Origin of the sequence: Nocardia sp. NPDC050713 (assembly GCF_040654315.1) — a bacterium.
GTDB lineage: Bacteria > Actinomycetota > Actinomycetes > Mycobacteriales > Mycobacteriaceae > Nocardia.
Genome location: NZ_JBFAHS010000009.1, coordinates 212,028 through 229,476, shown reverse-complemented (window position 1 = coordinate 229,476; position 17,449 = coordinate 212,028). Strand labels below are relative to the sequence as shown.

General features: G+C 71.5%; 12 protein-coding genes and 1 pseudogene. 7 read left to right on the top strand and 6 right to left on the bottom strand.

The window, feature by feature from the left end; genetic code table 11:
- The first annotated feature begins 13 nt into the window (after nt 1-13).
- Nucleotides 14-985: an aldo/keto reductase gene (locus AB0H49_RS18990; protein WP_354999020.1), complete on the top strand. Its 972-nt coding sequence runs from the start codon at nt 14-16 to the stop codon at nt 983-985.
- 88 nt (nt 986-1,073) lie between these two features.
- Complete coding sequence (locus AB0H49_RS18985; protein ID WP_354998584.1) at nt 1,074-2,231, top strand: zinc-binding dehydrogenase; 1,158 nt, start codon at nt 1,074-1,076, stop codon at nt 2,229-2,231.
- A gap of 177 nt (nt 2,232-2,408) precedes the next feature.
- Here AB0H49_RS18985 and AB0H49_RS18980 read toward each other — a convergent pair whose 3' ends face one another.
- The 4 genes from AB0H49_RS18980 to AB0H49_RS18965 all read right to left on the bottom strand — a co-directional run bounded on the left by AB0H49_RS18980 (nt 2,409) and on the right by AB0H49_RS18965 (nt 8,199).
- The gene (locus tag AB0H49_RS18980) at nt 2,409-3,044 is read right to left on the bottom strand and encodes an endonuclease (protein ID WP_357253057.1); all 636 of its coding nucleotides are present in this window, start codon (nt 3,042-3,044) and stop codon (nt 2,409-2,411) included.
- A gap of 502 nt (nt 3,045-3,546) precedes the next feature.
- The gene (locus AB0H49_RS18975; protein ID WP_357253054.1) at nt 3,547-5,115 is read right to left on the bottom strand and encodes a dynamin family protein; all 1,569 of its coding nucleotides are present in this window, start codon (nt 5,113-5,115) and stop codon (nt 3,547-3,549) included.
- 94 nt (nt 5,116-5,209) lie between these two features.
- Complete coding sequence (locus AB0H49_RS18970) at nt 5,210-7,072, bottom strand: dynamin family protein (RefSeq protein WP_354998581.1); 1,863 nt, start codon at nt 7,070-7,072, stop codon at nt 5,210-5,212.
- A 17-nt stretch (nt 7,073-7,089) separates the two neighbouring features.
- Nucleotides 7,090-8,199: a hypothetical protein gene (locus AB0H49_RS18965; RefSeq protein ID WP_357253188.1), complete on the bottom strand. Its 1,110-nt coding sequence runs from the start codon at nt 8,197-8,199 to the stop codon at nt 7,090-7,092.
- Here AB0H49_RS18965 and AB0H49_RS18960 point away from each other — a divergent pair.
- On the top strand, nt 8,161-10,707 hold the full coding sequence (locus AB0H49_RS18960) for a hypothetical protein (protein ID WP_357253186.1): 2,547 nt from the start codon (nt 8,161-8,163) through the stop codon (nt 10,705-10,707). The genes AB0H49_RS18965 and AB0H49_RS18960 overlap by 39 nt on opposite strands.
- Here AB0H49_RS18960 and AB0H49_RS18955 read toward each other — a convergent pair.
- A complete protein-coding gene (locus AB0H49_RS18955) occupies nt 10,704-11,093 on the bottom strand; it encodes a hypothetical protein (protein WP_357253183.1) in 390 nt (129 codons plus the stop codon). The two genes, AB0H49_RS18960 and AB0H49_RS18955, sit on opposite strands and share 4 nt — an antisense overlap.
- A 200-nt stretch (nt 11,094-11,293) precedes the next feature.
- Here AB0H49_RS18955 and AB0H49_RS18950 point away from each other — a divergent pair, with 200 nt between their 5' ends.
- The gene (locus tag AB0H49_RS18950) at nt 11,294-11,536 is read left to right on the top strand and encodes a hypothetical protein (RefSeq protein ID WP_357253180.1); all 243 of its coding nucleotides are present in this window, start codon (nt 11,294-11,296) and stop codon (nt 11,534-11,536) included.
- Here AB0H49_RS18950 and AB0H49_RS18945 read toward each other — a convergent pair.
- Nucleotides 11,503-11,601, bottom strand: a pseudogene (locus AB0H49_RS18945) (hypothetical protein); the annotation flags it as partial. The gene AB0H49_RS18950 and the pseudogene AB0H49_RS18945 sit on opposite strands and share 34 nt — an antisense overlap.
- 297 nt (nt 11,602-11,898) lie before the next feature.
- On the opposite strand from AB0H49_RS18945, the gene AB0H49_RS18940 reads away from it, so the two are divergent.
- From AB0H49_RS18940 to AB0H49_RS18930, 3 genes are read left to right on the top strand one after another with little or no spacing between them, the layout of a single operon-like run.
- The gene (locus AB0H49_RS18940; protein ID WP_357253050.1) at nt 11,899-13,683 is read left to right on the top strand and encodes an Hsp70 family protein; all 1,785 of its coding nucleotides are present in this window, start codon (nt 11,899-11,901) and stop codon (nt 13,681-13,683) included.
- A complete protein-coding gene (locus AB0H49_RS18935; RefSeq protein WP_357253047.1) occupies nt 13,676-16,237 on the top strand; it encodes a LuxR C-terminal-related transcriptional regulator in 2,562 nt (853 codons plus the stop codon). The genes AB0H49_RS18940 and AB0H49_RS18935 overlap by 8 nt, the downstream gene beginning before the upstream one ends.
- Before the next feature lie 42 nt (nt 16,238-16,279).
- The gene (locus AB0H49_RS18930; protein WP_357253045.1) at nt 16,280-17,410 is read left to right on the top strand and encodes a hypothetical protein; all 1,131 of its coding nucleotides are present in this window, start codon (nt 16,280-16,282) and stop codon (nt 17,408-17,410) included.
- Nucleotides 17,411-17,449: the final 39 nt, after the last annotated feature.

Below are 17,449 nucleotides of genomic sequence, written 5' to 3'. Positions count from 1 at the left end.
GATCGACGGTCGCATCCGGCATCTCGGCGGACTCGCGGTCTCCGCGCAGGGCCTGGGATGCATGGGGATGAGTCACGGATACGGCGCCGCGGACGACGCGCAATCGATCGCGACACTGCACCGCGCACTCGATCTCGGGGTGACCCTCCTCGACACCGCCGACTTCTACGGCTCCGGCCACAACGAGGAGCTGATCGGCCGGGCCATCGCCGGACGCCGCGACGAGGTGGTGCTCGCCACGAAGTTCGGCTTCGCCAACCGCCTCGGCGAACCCACCGCGATCCGCGGCGACGCCGCCTACGTGCGGCAGGCGTGCGACGCGTCGCTGCGGAGGCTCGGCGTCGACCATATCGACCTCTACTACCAGCACCGCGTCGACCCGCGGGTGCCGATCGAGGAGACCGTCGGCGCCATGGCCGAGCTCGTGCGGGCCGGAAAGGTCCGTCACCTCGGGCTTTCCGAGGCAAGCGCGCAAACCATCCGGCGGGCGCACGCGGTGCATCCGATCGCCGCGTTGCAGAGCGAGTGGTCGCTGTGGACCCGCGACCTGGAAGCCGAAATTCTCCCGGTCTGCCGCGAGCTCGGCGTCGGCATCGTCCCGTTCTCCCCGCTCGGCCGCGGCTTCCTGACCGGCCGATACAACTCGGTCGACGAATTGGCGGAGACCGACGTGCGCCGCAGCCAGCCCCGTTTCGCCGACGGCAACCTGGAACAGAACCTGGCGATCGTCGCGAAACTGAACGAACTCGCCGCCGCCAAGGGCGTCACCGCGGGCCAACTCGCCCTGGCCTGGGTGCAGCACCGCGGCGACGACGTCGTCCCCATCCCCGGCACCCGACGCCAGCGCTACCTCGAGGAAAACCTCGCCGCGCTCTCCCTCACCCTCACCCCCGAAGACCTCACCGCCATCGAATCCGCCGCCCCGCCCTCCCAGATCGCCGGCACCCGCTACGACCCGACCAGCCTCACCTTCGTCAACGGCTGAGAGTCGCGGGTCGCTGGAATTCGATCGGCCGCGGGGGTCGGCCGGGCGGTGGTAGGTTCGGCGCGGGGTGGTCCGAGAGGAGTTCGGTTTGCGAGCCGCTGTCGTGACGAATACGAAATTCCAGGTCGAGGAGTTGCCGACGCCGCGGCCGGGGCGCGGGCAGGTGTTGCTCAATGTGGTTCGGTGTGGGATCTGCGGATCTGATCTGCATGCTCGGACGCATGCCGACGAGATGGCCGATTTGGCGAGCGCGACCGGGTACGACGGGTTCATGCGGTCCGAGCAGAGTGTGGTGCTCGGGCACGAATTCAGCGGGGAGATAGTCGAATACGGTCCAGACTGCCGGAAGCGGTGGAAGCCGGGGACGAAAGTCGTTGCCTTGCCGATCATCCGGCACGACGGACAGCCGCATCTCACCGGACTGACGACGGCCGCGCCCGGCGGCTACGCCGAGCAGGTGGTGGTGCAAGAGTCGATGACCATGCCAGTGCCGAACGGACTTTCGGCGGAGCTGGCCGCGCTCACCGAACCGATGGCGGTGGCCTGGCACGCCGTTCGCAAGGGGCGGGTCGGCAAGGGTCGGACCGCTTTCGTGATCGGCTGCGGGCCGATCGGTCTCGCGGTGATCAGCATGCTGAAAGCGGCGGGCGTTCGCACGGTGATCGCGAGCGACTTCTCGCCGCGCCGCCGCGAACTCGCCGCCGCGTGCGGTGCGGATGTCGTGGTGGATCCGGCGGCCGAATCCCCTTGGGAGGCAGCGCCAAAGAAGGGGATCGGGAGCGTCACGGATCTGCTGGGACTCGGATTCGACACCATGCAGCGCCTGCGCCGGGTCCCGAATCTGCCGTGGTGGTATGTCTTTCGGCTCGCGCACACGTTCGAGGGCGGACCCGCCGGACCGGTGATCTTCGAATGCGTCGGCGTTCCTGGCATCATCGACCAAATTCTCACCGCCGCTCCGCCGCTGTCCCGGGTCGTGGTGGTCGGCGTGTGCATGGAGACCGACCGCTTCCACCCGGCGATGGCGATCAACAAGGAGATCGAGCTGCGCTTCGTGCTCGGCTACGACCCGGGCGAGTTCCGCGACACACTGCACATGATCGCCGACGGCAAGGTCGACCCCGCGCCGCTCGTCACCGGCACGGTCGGGTTGGAGGGCATCGACAACGCCTTCACCGCGCTCGGCAATCCGGAGCGGCACGCCAAGATTCTGATCGACCCGACCAGCTCGGCCCTCACGCCGTGAAGAGCAACCGCCTCTTCTCTACCGATGGCCGTCGGTCGCAGGGGTCATGGCGGCAGGTGTGCTGCGGTTGCCACAGAGGGTGTGCACTCCTCGCATAGGCGGTGGCTGTGTGAGGCGTGTGCGGGGCGTGTGGGAGTTGCCTGATGTGGCGCTGGTGCGCACGCGGCAGCGGGCGGGTCAGGTTGGGAGGTCGTCTGCGACCTTGTCGTCCAGGGTGACTCGGACCAGTGCCGCGGCCAAGTCGGCGATGCGGTCGCGCGGGGCCAAGTCGGCGAGTTTCTCCGGGGCGGCGGGGAGGCCGACTCGGCGGGCGCCGCGAAGGGCGCGGTCGTCGAAATGAGGGCGGGCCCAGGGCCAGGTGTCTTGGACTTCGCGCAGGAAAATGTCGCTGCCGGTCGGGCCGATGCCGTCGAATTCTTGGAGCAGGTCGGCGGCCCGATGGGCGTCACCGTCCGCCGCGGAGGCAAGTTCGCGCAGGTCACCGTGGTACTGGTCGAGGACCCGGTGGGCGTTCGCACCGAGCCGGGTCGCGGTGCTCTCGTCGTAGCGCTTGTAGTGGGCGCGGCCGAGGGCGTCGACGAGGTCTTGCCAGTCGGCGTCGGCGACCTTCTGCGGCGTGCGGTAACCGCTGTCGATCAGTTCCTTGGCGGCGGAAACGGCGATGTCGGCGGAGATTCGAGTGCTCAGCAGTTCGGCGAGCATCAGTAATTGGAACAGCGGCGCTGGTTTGTCCGCGAGCTTGATGCCCGCCTCGGCGGCGTACCCGGTGCCCGCGCGGTCCAGCAGGGTCTGCACGACTTCGCGATCGCTCATCACGGCCTCCTTACAGGCGCCGTCCGCCCACAGACCACGCACGGCCGAAGGCGAGGCGGAAGTACTCCTGCCGGACGCGTACCCCGAGTCGGCGCGTTGATGCCAGGGAATCGAACCGCGGCAGTGCGCGGGCAATGTGCTCACCAACGCTGCTCGCCATGTTGCCGAGTTCGCTGAGCGGCAGCACCGCAGCCATTCCAGCCACGTCTGGGTGTGCACCGCGCGGGAAGCGATCGATCCGGAGTTGTCGACCACGGCGGGCCGGTCGTGCCGGATCCGAGTCGGTCATGCGATCTCGTTGGCGCTCGGTATCCGGCTATCACTACCGTCGCCGACTCACATGGGCGGAAGTCGGGGCGCACGCGGCGGTGACCAATTCAACCGCCTGTTCGTCGAAGCCGCCGGGCTGCCGGTTCTCGAGTGTCGCCAGCAGCAGCTCGAGAGACCTGCGCATACCTCAGGGCGCACGATCGAGGTGTTGTCGCCACCGCGCGGAAGCCGATCAGCGGCGGCCCATGCGCATCTCCGGCGCCGGGGGCAGCATGCTCAACGTGCCCTCGGCGCTGCGGGCGGCGGTGAGGCAGGCGAGGGTGGTGAGCTGGTCGGCCATGGGGTGGCGGGCGCGTTCGCGCCATTTGCGGACCGCGGCGACGGCCTGCGCGCGCTGGGCCTCCGGGCCCGCGTTCGGCGGGAGGCCGAGGCGCAGGTGGGGTGCGATGCCCGAGCCGCCGATCAAACGGTGCAGTTCGGCGAGATCCGCTGGGGGCAGGGTCAATTCGTCGGTGCGCAAGCGCCCGAGCAGGCGCAGTTCGGCGAAACCGTGCACGTCGGCGAGCAGGGTGCGGACTCGGGGCATCAGTTGATCGGCGGAGGTGCCTGGATAGGCGGTCAGCACCCTGGCCAGTGCCGTCAGTGCCGAATGCGCCTTGAGTTGGTCGGCCCGCTGGCCGAACTGGACATCGAGCACCGAACGCAGCTCGTCGACGCCGCTGCGGCTGGTCAATTCCGCCGCGAGCGTGGCGGAATCGCGGACGCCGAGCCGAATCAAAGTGACGGCCATGCGAATACCGAACATGCCGAAACGCTCGGCCAGCTGGGCGCGCAGTTCCGGCGCGACGGGCAGCGGAATGTCGGGGCGCGCGAAGCGATCCGCCGACAACATCGCCGCGGTCAGCTCGTCCACCGGGACGCTCGCCAAGGCCTGGAACGCGGTGAACTCCTGTTGCCGCAGCGTCTCCGCGGCGAAGGCGAGCAGGCCTGCGACGGGAATCACGGCCTGGCACAACCCGGTTCGCTCCAGCTCGGTGGCGAACCGGGACGCGACGTCGCGAGCCGAATGCAGTGCGTCGATGCGTCCAGCACCGATCTCATCCGCCCGTGAGACCACACCGACCACACCGAGAGGACCGGTCAATCCCGAAGCGCCTTGCCGCGCAGCGGTTCCCGAACCGATGCGCTCCAGGAAGCGAACGTCGGTGGCGTCCAACCTGCGCAGCAGATAGACGACCGCGTCGGCGCCGGGGACGGAAAGGGTGGCCTCGGCCTCCTCGTCGTCGGGGGTCAGCAGGCGGGCGGTGCGGCGGGACACCTCGCGCGAGAGCGAGGAGGTGCCCGGTGTGTCGATGATGGTGGTGTGGGCCAGCGCGGCGGCGGGCCATTCGACCTCGAGATGGTCGACCTCGCGCGGGCTCGGCGCGTTCCAGTTCAGCCGTTCCAGGTCGAAGGTCAGGCCGTGCGCACCACCACCGCGGCGCACCACCACGTTCGCGGTGGCGCCGTCGGGGGCGTACGCGGTGACGCTCGGGGTCGGGCCGTTGCGATACCAGGTGACCACCCTGGTGCACTCGGTCGCGTCGGTCGGGGCGATGTCCTGGCCGACCAGCGAGTTCAACAGCGTCGACTTGCCCGCCTTCAGTGAACCCGCCAGCGCGACCCGCAGCGGCTGATCCAACCTGCGCGCGCAGTCCGCGAGCAGAGCCCTGGGGCGCGGTTCGCGCGCGAACGCCTGCCTGGCCGCGTCCACCAGCCGATGCGCCTCGACGACGATGCCGGGCGCGACTCTCGTGGTCACCGGCGCCCCATGGCGCGAACGCCGATTCGGGCCTCGACGGATGCGCACCGGAAGGACGCGGCGCCCCTGGTCGAGCGCGAGTGGGGTGTCGTGATCACCCCGATACCGTACCGAGGGCTCCCCGGACGGGCGCGGCGGCGATGGGCTGTTGCATCGCGTCGGCGTAGCGGCGCAGTTCCGCGACGAAGCGCAGCTGCCGTTCCAGCACGGTGCAGCGCTCGGTGCGGCGCGCGGTCTCCATCGTGGCCGCCTCCTGCGCGGCGCGCAGCGAGTCCTCGAGGGAGCGGAGGCTGCGCTCGGCGACACCGCTGTAGTGGTCGCGCAGGGCGCGGTGGATGCGGTGCAGGCGGTCCTTGGATTCCTTGCCCGCTTGGAAGGCGACGTCGTCGACGAAGCGGCGCACCGCGTTCTTCGCCTCGACCCGGCGGCGCGCGAGGCGGGCCTGCTTGTCGTCGCGAAAAGCCTTGCCGCCCACGATGACACCCGCGCCGATGGAGATCGGATTGAGCATGGCCAGTCCGGCGAAGGTGCTGGCGAGACCGACCATCAGCACACCGCCGTAGGAACCGCGCATGCCGACGAGCAGCTTGCTGGCGAAGCCGATGTCCGGTTCCAGATCGCCGAGGGTGCCGGAGATCGGGTTGTCCTCGGCGTTCAATCCGCTCTTCACGTCGGGCAGGTCGACGGCGCCGAAGTGGATGAAGTGTTCGGCGACCTGTTCGGCCAGCTGGACCGCGCGTTTGTGGGTCCACAGCAGGTTGTCGGCGAGGGCACTGTCGACGGTGCCGGTGAGCCATTCGGTGATGGCGTCCCAGTGCCTGCCCGGGTCGTGCTCGTCGATCCACTCCTCGCCGGTTCGGGTGAGGTGTCGCAAGCGATCTCGCAGGTCGTGGTCGACATCGCTTGCGAGATCGGTGATTCCGTCGGAGAGCGTCTGCTGCCAGGCGGCGGTGCGCCGATGCAGGTCTTCCGCAGCGGCTTTCGCGGACTGGAGTTCCTTGATCGCGGCCGCGCCCTGGTTCGGGTCGCGCAGCGCGACGAGTTCGCTGCCCAGCGCGAGCGCCAGATGCTCTGCGGCGGACTGGATGTCGCGTGCGACGGCGGCGCGGGTCTCGGCCTGGTCGCGCGCGACCACCTGCTCGCGCAGGAATTGATACAGCACACCGAAACCCGATTCCTGGCCGAGCTGCGCGTCCTGCAAACGCATGGCGTGCTCGCGCAGCAGCGCGGACACCGGGATGATCGGCACCTCCAACCCGGCGCGGTACAGGTGGCCGAGATTCGCCTCGTGGACCTGGCGCCAGTGCGGGTACAGATCGATCTTGGTGAGCAGCAGCGCGACCGTCGGGCACAGCTCGCGGACCTGGCGCAGGAAGGCGAGCTCGGGTTCGGTGATCTCGGTGGAGGCGTCGGACAGCACGAACACCGCGTCGGCGGCCGGAACCATGCCGAGAACCGTTGTGGCGCTGGCGTTTCCGTGACCTCCGACGCCCGGGGTATCGACGAGGACGATGCCGTCGGCGAGCAGCGGATTCGGCAGCTGGATCTCCAGGCGCATCATCCGCCTGCCGTCGGCGAGCGGGCTGCGGGAGTCGATCGTCGGAATTTGTTCGATCGGGACCGGCACCCGGCTCTCGCTGCCGCCGCGCGGTTCGGTGAGCAGGAACTGAGCCTGCGCGTATTCACCGTGCGAGAGCGTGGCGGGGACGACCGTGGTCGCGTCGTCGCCCACCGGGCAGATGTCGAAGTTCAGCAGGGCGTTCACGAAACGGCTCTTGCCCTGGCCGAGTTGGCCCGCGATCACGATGCGACGCCGCGGGTCGCGGACCCGGTCGGCCGCCGTTTCCAGGCGGCCGACGAGGTCGGTGCGACCCGCGGCGCGCGCCGCGGCGATGGTCTCACCCAGTACCGACAGCAGCGGCACTCCGGGCGCGGAAGCGGGTACGGGTGTTCCCATCGCGTTGTCGTCCTCTCTCAGTGCAGGAACGCGTCACCCGACAGGTCCGTCGACCCGCCGAGCTCGGCGCTCGACTCGCCCTCGGCGAACAGCGAGGTCTCGCCGGTAGTGCCGAGGCCGCCGTCGAAGCCGGAGCCGAACGCGCTCGAAACGTCCAGCGACGACCAGGTGTTCGCGGTGGTCTCCGCCGTGGATCCGATGCTGCCACCCAGGTCCGAACCGCCGCCGAGCGCACCCTGCGCGCCGAGCGAACCCGTGGCGTCCGCGCCGCCTTCGAACGCGCCGGACGCTCCGGAGGAGAGGTCGCCGCCGAGGCCGGAGTCCAGACCGGCGCCCGCGTTGCCCAGGCCGGTCTCGAGGCCACTGTTGAGGCCCGCACCCGCGTTGCCCGCGGCGCCGAGGCCGGTTTCCAGACCACCGGACAGACCGGCACCCGCGTTTCCGGCGGCACCGAGACCGGCTTCGAGCCCGCTGTTCAGGCCAGCGCCCGCGTTGCCCGCGGCACCGAGGCCGGTTTCCAGGCCGCCGGACAGACCGGCACCGGCGTTGCCTGCCGCACCCAAACCAGCTTCGAGCCCGCTGTTGAGGCCCGCACCGGCATTCCCGGCAGCGCCCAGACCAGCTTCGAGGCCGCTACTCAGGCCAGCGCCCGCGTTCCCCGCGGCACCCAGTCCGGCCGAGAGACCCGACTCGAGCCCGGCGCCCGCCTGACCCGCCGCGCCGATCGCACCCTCGAGTCCAGCCGTGAGACCGGCGCCCGCCTGCGTGGCCGCGCCGACACCCGCCGAGAGGCCCGCCTCGAGCCCGGACACCGCCTGGCCGCCCGCTTCGAGCGCGCCGCCGAGGCCGCCCGCCAGGTCGGCGCCGGCCGCCGCGCCGGACTCGATACCGCCGGAAAGGCCTGTCTCCAGACCGGATCCGAATTCGCCGCCCGCCTCGACGGCGGCTTCGGCGCCACCGGACAGGTCGCCGCCGAACCCGGACACACCGCCGACCAAGCCCTGCAAACCGCCGCCCAGTTCCGCGCCGCCCTGCGCGCCGCTGGCGAGCACACCGCCGAGTTCGCTGTTCAGCCCGCCGCCGATCTCGTGCTCCGCGCCGAGCACCGTGCCCAGCCCGGCCGACATGCTCGTCTCCAGGCCGGTGACCGCCTGACCACCCGCGTTCGCCCCGCCGGACACACCGGACCCGACGCCCGCTCCGGCTTCCACCGCCCCCTGCAACCCGCTCTCCAGCCCGGCGCCCAGGCCCGAACCGGCCTCGACAGCCCCGCCGATGCCGCCGGCGAAGTCGCCGCCGAACTCCGCCGCGGTCCCGAGCCCGGCCGCCACTCCGGCCCCGGCCTCGGCGCCCGCGCTCAGCGCGCCTTCGACGCCACCGGCCAGTTCGCCGCCCGCCTCGAGCGCGCCGTTCGCCGCGCCTTCCAGCCCACCGGCCAGACCGGCGCCCGCATCGACCGCGCCACCGAGACCGGCCGCGAGATCAGCGCCGAACCCGCCACCGAGACCGGTCTCCAAACCAGTCCCGGCGTCGAGCGCGCCGCCCAGCCCGGTTTCCAGACCGGCCGCGGCTTCCGCACCGGCACCCAGCGCACCCTCGAAGCCGCCGCCCAGACCCGCGGCCAGGTCGCCACCGAAATCAGCGCCAGCGTCGACCGCGCCACCCAGCCCGGTCTCGAGACCACCGGCCAGTCCGGCGCCAGCTTCCGCGCCCGCACCGAACGCGCCTTCCAGACCCGCACCCGCACCCGCGGCAAGATCACCGCCGAAGTCCGCACCGGCATCGATCGCGCTGCCGAACCCGGACTCCAGTCCCCCAGCCAGCCCGGTGCCCGCACCGACAGCGCCTTCGAGGCCCGCGGCAAGATCACCGCCGAAGTCCGCGCCCGCGTCGACCGCGCCACCGAACCCGGACTCGAGGCCACCCGCGAGACCAGCGCCCGCCTCGGCACCCGCTCCGAGCGCACCCTCTACGCCCGCAGCAAGATTCGTCCCCGCGTCCAGCGCGCCATCGAAACCGGCCGACAGATCACCACCGAACTCGGTCCCCGCGTCGACCGCACCGCCGAGACCAGCCGACAGATCCCCACCGAACCCGGCACCGGCATCAACCGCACCGCCGAGACCAGCTTCGAGCCCGCCGCCGAAATCAGCGCCCGCCTCGGCACCGGCGTCGATTACGCCACCGAGACCAGCGGAAAGGTCACCACCGAGCCCGGCACCCGCGTCGACCGCGCCATCCAGACCACCGGCCAGCTGACCACCGAAGTCCGCACCCGCGTCGATCGCGCCGCCCAGTCCCGCACCCAGATCGGCACCCGCCTGAGCACCCGCGCCGAGCGCACCACCGACACCGGCGGAAAGATCGCCACCCAGTTCGGCGCCCGTACCGACACCCGCGTCCAACGCGCCTTCCAGACCACCGGCCAGCTCGCCGCCGAACTCGGCACCCGCATCCAGCGCACCCCCTACGCCCGCGCCCAGATCGGCACCGGCCTGAGCGCCAGCGCCGAGAGCACCACCGAGACCAGCCGACAGGTCACCGCCGAGCTCGGTGCCCGCGCCGAGGCCCGCATCCAGCGCACCCTCCAGACCACCGGCAAGCTGGCCGCCGAAGTCGGCACCCGCATCGAGTGCACCGCCCAAGCCGGCACCGGCGTCGATCGCGCCGCCGACACCAGCGGACAGGTCACCGCCGAACTCGCCGCCAGCATCGAGCGCGCCACCCAAGCCCGCACCGAGGTCGGCACCCGCCTGAGCTCCCGCGCCGAGAGCACCATCGATTCCGGCCGACAGATCACCGCCCAGTTCGGCACCCGCACCTACGGCACCCTCGAGTCCCGCGCCCAGACCAGCGCCCGCGCCAATGCCCGCATCCACAGCGCCACTCAGACCACCAGCCAGATCGCCACCGAACTCGGCACCCGCGTCCAGCGCACCGCCCAAGCCCGCGCCCAGATCGGCACCGGCCTGGGCACCGGCGTCGAGAGCACCACCCAGACCGGCCGACAGGTCACCGCCAATTTCAGTACCCGCACCGAGGCCGACATCCAACGCGCCATCCAGACCACCAGCCAGACCACCGCCGAATTCGGCACCCGCGTCCAGCGCACCACCGAGGCCCGCACCCAAGCCGGCACCGGCTTCTGCGCCTGCGTCGATCGCGCCGCCGACACCAGCGGACAGGTCACTGCCGAACTCGCCGCCAGCATCGAGCGCGCCACCCAAGCCCGCACCGAGGTCGGCACCCGCCTGAGCTCCCGCGCCGAGAGCACCACCGAGACCGGCCGACAGATCACCGCCGAGATCGGCGCCCGCATCCAGCGCGCCACCCAGGCCCGCGCCCAGGTCGACACCCGCCTGCGCACCGGCACCAAGAGCGCCACCGAGTCCCGCCGACAGATCACCGCCGATTCCGGCACCGGCACCGAGGCCCGCGTCCAGCGCACCGCCCAGGCCAGCGCCCAGATCGGCACCCGCATCGATCGCGCCGTCGACACCAGCGGACAGGTCGCTGCCGAACTCGCCGCCAGCTCCGAGTGCGCCGTCCAGGCCCGCGCCCAGGCCAGCGCCCACGTTTCCGACTGCGCCGAGCGCCCCTTCGAGCCCGCCCGCGAGCTCGCCGCCTGCGCCTAGAGCGCCGCCGAGGCCCGCAGACAGGTCCGCGCCCGCCTCCGCGACGGATCCGATCGTGCCTTCCAGCGCGCCGCCGAGACCCGCGCCCGCACCCACCGCGCCTTCCAGACCAGCGCCGACGGAACCTTCGAGACCCGCGCCCAGGTCAGCGCCAGCGCCGAGGCCCGCGTCGAGCGCACCACCCAAACCAGCACCCGCGCCCAGGCCCACATCGAGCGCACCACCCAAACCAGCACCCGCTCCGGCGGCGATATCACCGACACCGTCCAACACGCCACCGACAGCACCACCCAGACCAGCGCCCACACCCGCGCCCGCACCGAGAGCCCCCTCGAGCACGCCACCGAGACCGGCGCCCGCTCCGGCAGCGATATCCCCGACGCCATCCAGCACCCCACCGACAGCACCACCCAGACCAGCGCCCACACCCGCGCCCGCGCCGAGAACCCCGCCGAGGCCCGCGCCGAGCGCGCCGCCCAGGTCGAGCCCCGCGCCGAGATCGCCGTTCAGGCCGAGGTCGATGTCGGTGTTCAGATCCGCGCCGAGGTCGATGTCGGTGTTCACGTCCGCGCCGAGGTCGATGTCGGTGTTCACACCGGCGCCCAGGTCGACGCCCGCGCCGACCGCCGCGTTCGCACCCGCCGACGCGGCCGCACCGACGCCGACGGCGGCACCGGCCGACGTGCCCGCCGCGACGATCGCCGACAGCTGCGAGCCGCCGGCCACCAACGCCGACTCAGCAACCATCGGGGCCACCGCGGCGATGTCCTCCGGCGTGACCGCGGACAGTCCCGCGGCGGCCAGCGCGCCTTCCGGGTTGGCGCAGTAACCCACCGCGGCCTCGCGGTCGCGCAGCAGGCCGAGGATGAACTCGAGAATCACATTGGGGGTCATCGAGGATCGTCTCCTGGGATCGGCGGACCACGCGATCCGCACTCGTTGGAATGCATTTCACGCTAGGCACGCCTCGCGTTACGGGGGAACGGGGCGGACCCCCACCAATCACGAGAGCGACGCATTAGGGGCGCGTCCGCCATTAGGGGCATTTCCCCGCTCTTTCCCCTACCTCGGTAACGGCGGCCCCCCAGCAACCGACAGATCTGGCAGGCCGGATCACACGGCTATATCGCACAATCGAACAACACAGCAGCGACTACCGGATCCCACGGTTTCCCCATACGAGGTTCACCAATGACACAGCGTCTGGCGCTCGGCATCAAGGTCGGGGCGTCGAATTCGGTCGCCGTGGCGACGACGGGTGAGATCGGCGACACCCAGGCAGGCCCCGCGGCGGGCGGCGCCGTCGTGAGCCACCCGAGTGTGTTGCGTCTGAGCCAGGACGCCCCGCCTACCTTCGGGTCCGGCGCGGGGCGCACCGGAAGACACTCCAGTGACGCGGTGCTGGAAGGGTTTCTGGCTCGGGTCGGCGATCCGGTCGACATCCTGGCCGAAAACGGTTCCGCGCACGCGGCGGAGGACTTGGTCGCCACGGCCGTCACCTGTCTCATCGACGAAATCGCCGATGCCACAGGGGAACAGCCCGGCGCCGTCGTCGCCTGCCATCCGGCGTGGTGGTCGCGGCACACGATCGACGTGCAGCGCGCCGCGTTGGACGCCGCGGGCCTGCACGAAGTGACACTCGTCCCCGAGCCGACGGCGGCGGTGCAGTGGCTCGAGGCCGCGCACGGTCCGCTCGGCGAGGGCGCGCTGGTGGTCTACGACCTCGGCGCGACCGGATCGACCGTCTCGGTGGTGCGCACCGGTAGTCAGACGGCCCTGCTCGCGTCGCTCCGCTCGACCGACGTCGCCGGTTCCGAATTCGATCTGCTGACCATGCGTTACGTGCTGGCTAACGCATTGCGTGGAAATGATTTCGATCCGTTCGACCCGGTTGTGGAACGTGAATTGTCGGTATTACGAGAGCGCTGCAAAAATGCGAAAGAAGAGCTTTCCATAAATACCGCTACGGTCGTCCCCGTCCGCCTCGACCCGACTTCTCCCGCGGGCGACCAGATCCGCTTGGTCCGCAGCGAGCTGGAAGAACTGATCCGCGGTCCGCTGCTCACCTCCATCGATCTGATCCGCGACACCGTGCACCGCGCCGGACTCGACATCGGTGACATCAGCCGGGTGCTGCTCACCGGCGGCGGAGGTGCGATTCCGTTGGTCGGCGAGCTGATCTCGAGCGAGTTCGGTCTCCCGCTGGTCGCCGCGCCCGAGCCCGCCAACACCAGTGCACGCGGGGCTGCCGCGCTGGCCGCGGACCTGCTGGACAGCGCGATCGACACCGCGCCGGTCGCGGCGCTCGCCCAGACCCCCGCCGCGCCGAAGACCAAGGAGCTGCCCGCCCTCGAGCGGTCCAGCCGTCCCGGCGGCAAGGAGAACGCGCTGCCGGTTTCCCGTATTCGCAGGCTCACCGGCCGCCAGCGCGCCGCGATCGTCGCGGGTGCGGCCCTGGTCATCGGACTGCTCGCCACCGGAACCGTCGCGATCGGCACCGGCGCGCAGTCCCCGGCGAACTCGCCCACCGCCGAACAGTCCACGTCGCCGGGACCCGCCGAAGTCGCGGCCCCCGGCGGCACGGGCGCACCTGTAACGGACACTCCCGTCACCGATTCCGGCAACGGCACACCACAGCAGCCGAAACCCGTTTCCGCACAGCCTGGTTCGACGGCGAACTCGGTTCCCGGCTCCAGCACCGTGGCGGTGGTGAACAGTCAGCCCGCGCCCGGGCAACCCGCGCCGGGACAGCCCGCCGCCGGAGAACAGACAGCGCCGCAACCTGCGCCGCAACCCACTCCTGGCCCCCATCCCCCTGCGCCGCAACCGCAGCCGCAGCCCCAACAACCCCAGGTCCCGGACCTGCCCACCGAAGTGCTGACCGAACCGCTCGGTGAGGTCGTGGACGGAGTGGGCGGCGCGGTCGGCACGGTGCTGCGCGCGCCGGGCGAGATCCTCGGGGGGAACGGTGGCTGACACGGCGTTCGACACCCTGCCGAGCGCCCGCGACATCCTGCGCGAACTCGACAGCGCCGAGCAGGAACCGGCGGTCTACCTGATCCGCGGCCGCTCGGGCACCGGCAAGTCCACCCTGCTTTCCGTCATCCGGACACGCCTGCGCGGACGCGGTATCCCCTTGCAGGACAACGTCGCCGCACCCGGTCCGACGGTGGCGACGAACGGCGCGCACCACGGCCACGTGGACAGCGTCGACCCGGACGCGCCCCGCCCCGCGCTCGTCATCGACAACGCGCACACCTTGGGCGCGACGGAACTGCAAACGCTCTGCGCCGCCGTCGAATCCGGCAACTACACGGCGGTGATCGCGGTGCAGCCGCGCCCGCACGACCCGCAGCTGCGCACCCTCGCCGAGGCGGTGGCCCGGCGCGGGCGCATCGTCGACCTGCGACCACTCGGCGTCGCCGACATCCTGCCCTTCGCAAGGGAATTGGGCATGATGGTGCCGCGGCCCGTCGCTCAGCACATCCATCAGCAGACCGGCGGCATCCGCGGCGGCGTCGTCGCGGCGCTCACCGCGGCCTGCTCGGCGCGCTTGGACGCCGGGATTCGCGTCGTGGACGAGGCGGTGGCCGACTGGTCGCGCTCGCAGCTGGACAACCTGGAACCGGACCTGCTGGAGACATTGGTCGTCGCGACCACCGGGACCGGCCTGGATTCCAGCGAACTCACCGAGGTGCTCGGCGTCGAATCCACTGCCGCTCAGTCCCTCATCGACCGCGCCCGCGCCACCGCCCTGGTGACCGACGCCGATCTCTTGCTGGCCCCCGCGGTCGCTCCGCTGCGCACCATGCTCGGCGACCGCAGGTTCGTCGCGGTACAGCGCAGGCTGCTCACCGCACGCCTGGACGCGGGCCTGCTGCGCGACCATACCGCGCTACTGCTCGCCGAATCCGGCGTCCGCGACCCTCGGCTCGCCGAATTCCTCTGCACCGCAGCCGAAACCGCCGGACGCGAGGCCGTTCGTTACTACGCCGCCGCCGCCTCCGCAGGCGCCGATGCGAATCAGATCGCGCTGCGCTGGGCCGAGGCCGCCGCCCGCACCGGCGACGGTGAGACCGCCATGCGGCTGGCCGAACCCGTGCTGGCGAGGGCGGGCGTCGACGGACCCGAACTCGCCGACGCCGTGCGGATCTGCGCGGGCGTCCTGACTCGCCGCGGTCTGATCGGCCGCGCCGCCCAGCTCTACGGCTGGCTCGGCCCGAACCGAGTGGGGCCGGACTGGGCGGTGGGCGCCACCGTGCTGTATCTGGCGGGCAACGTGCATGCCGCGGGCGAGCTGTCCGGCACGGCGGGCAACTGGCCGCCCACCCAGGCGGGCGCGCACGCCCAACTCATCGCGACCGCGCTCTCGAACACCCTCGTCGACCACGGAAGCGCGACGCCCACCGCGGTTTCCGCGCTCATCCAGGCCGCGCACGCCGACTCCGGCGTCGACCGTTTCCTGCCGTGCACGGCCGTCTCCATCGCGACTCTGCTGTGCCTGAGCACGGGTGAGCCGCGCCGCGCCGGTGACGCGCTGCGCCGGGCCGCCACCAGCGGGCTGCGCTGCCATCAACTTCAAGTGCTCACCGCGTGGGCGGCCATGCTCGGCGGTGACGAACAGGCCGCGGCGAACACCGTCGCCGCCTTCGACTGGGACCAGCTCGACGTCCGCGACCGGCTGCTCGCGCACGGCGTCGCGGTCGGCCTGGCCCGTCGCGGCGGCGACCACGCCGCGCTGACCCGCGCGTGGCAAGCCGCCTACCCGCTTTTCGACGACGTCGACGCCGACCTGCTCACCGTGCTGCCGATCGGGGAGCTGTGGCTCGCGGGCATCCGGCTGCGCGACGAACGCCGCATTGCGCCGCTCGTCGACGCGACACTCGCCCTGCTCGGCCGCCTCGATCAGCCGCCCGCCTGGGCCAATGCTTTCCACTGGTACGGCGTGCAGGCCGCCATCGCGCACGAGAGCCCCGCGGAACTGCTGCCGCACGCGCGCCTGCTCAAAGCCGCCGCGGAGGCCGGTGACCGGCACGCGGCCGTACTGGTGGACGCGGGCCGCACCTGGGTGCTCGTGCTGCGCGGACAGGTCGAAGTGAAACCGGTCGAGGTGGCCGTCAACGGGCTGCGCGAGATCGGCCTGACCTGGGACGCGGCCCGGCTGGCCAGCGAGGCCGCGCTGTCGGCCGCCGACTCCTCGACCGCGACGGCGCTGCTCAAGCTGGCCCGCATGGTGCGCGCCGAGTCCAAGCCGCAGGAGCAGCCGGTCCCGCCGACCGCCGCGCCGCGCGCCTCGAACGCGCCGGATGCCCCGGCGGACGGCACCGCGATTCTGAGCGAGCGGGAACGCGAAGTCGCCGAACTGGTGCTGCTCGGACTGACCTACCGCGAGATCGGCGCGCGGCTGTACATCTCCGCGAAGACGGTGGAGCATCACGTCGCCCGGATCCGACGTCGGATCGGTGCGCGATCTCGCTCGGAGTTATTGTCAATGCTCCGCGCCATGGGACACGGCTCGTTGCTCGTGTGATCGCCTCTGGGCGGGCCGATCGACGTCGAAACGAGGAATGTGATGGCCACAGGGGTGGGCCTGCGGATCGCCGATGCGGACTGCACCGCCGCGATCGTCACCGACTCCGGCGACCTGCACTACGTCGTCCGGGAGTCGGTGCTGCACATGTCCGACGACGGCGACACCGTGCTCGGCGGCGACGCGCCGTCGGACCACTCGCACTCCATCACCGATTTCGTCGGCGCGGTGGGCAATCCCGCTGGTATCTCCGTCGACGACGGTGAGGCGTATCGCGCCGAAGACCTGGTCGCCACCGCCCTGTTCTGCCTGATCAACCTGACCACCGAGCACCTCAGCGGCGCGGCCGAGTTCTATGCCACCCACCCCGGCGCCTGGCCTGCCCAACAGGTGCAGTCGCTGCGCGAGGCGCTGGACTACCTGGGCCTGAAGTCGGTGGTGTTGGTCAGCGAAGCCGATCTGCCCGCGGTCGACACCGCCGAACCCGGCAAGTCGTTCGCCTACGACGCGGCACGGGCCGCACTGGCCTCGGTACTCGCCACTCCCGCGGGCGCGACGCCGCCGGATCCGAGCGCCGCCGAGAACTCGACCGTGGTGACCGACGTGATCCCCGCGGTGCCCGCGCCCGAGCCCACCATGCAGGCCTATTCGGCGGCGCTGCCCGCGGCGCCGCTGCCGACCGAGCTGCTCACCGAGGCGACGCCGCTCGAAAAACCAGCCCCGCCAGCCGAATCCGGCGATCGTCGCCGCGTCACGGTGCTGATCGCGGTCGCCGCGTTCATCGGCCTGACGCTCGGCGGCCTCGGTGTCGCCGTGCTCTTCCGCGGCGACGAATCGCCCGCCGTTCCGCAGGTGCGCGACGCCCAGTCCGGCACCTCGAGCACCGTCGTCCCGCCCCCGCCACCGCCCGCGCCGATCGCCCCGCCGGTCGCCGAGCCGCCGGTGGTCGTCACCGAGACCACCGAGCCGGAGCCGACCACCGAGCCCGCGCCGCCGCCCCCGACGACCACCGAGTCGACCACCACGCCGAGCGCCACCGCGCCGCCGACCACCACCGTGCCGCGCCGGACCACCACGCGCCCCACCAACCCGTGGTACCCGTACGACTCCGACAACCCGTACGAATGGTGGACTCCGCAGTGGCAGCCGCCCGGAAACAATCGGCCCCGTTGATTCGAGGTCGTTTAATAGCGAACGGAAGCGGTTTGTGGC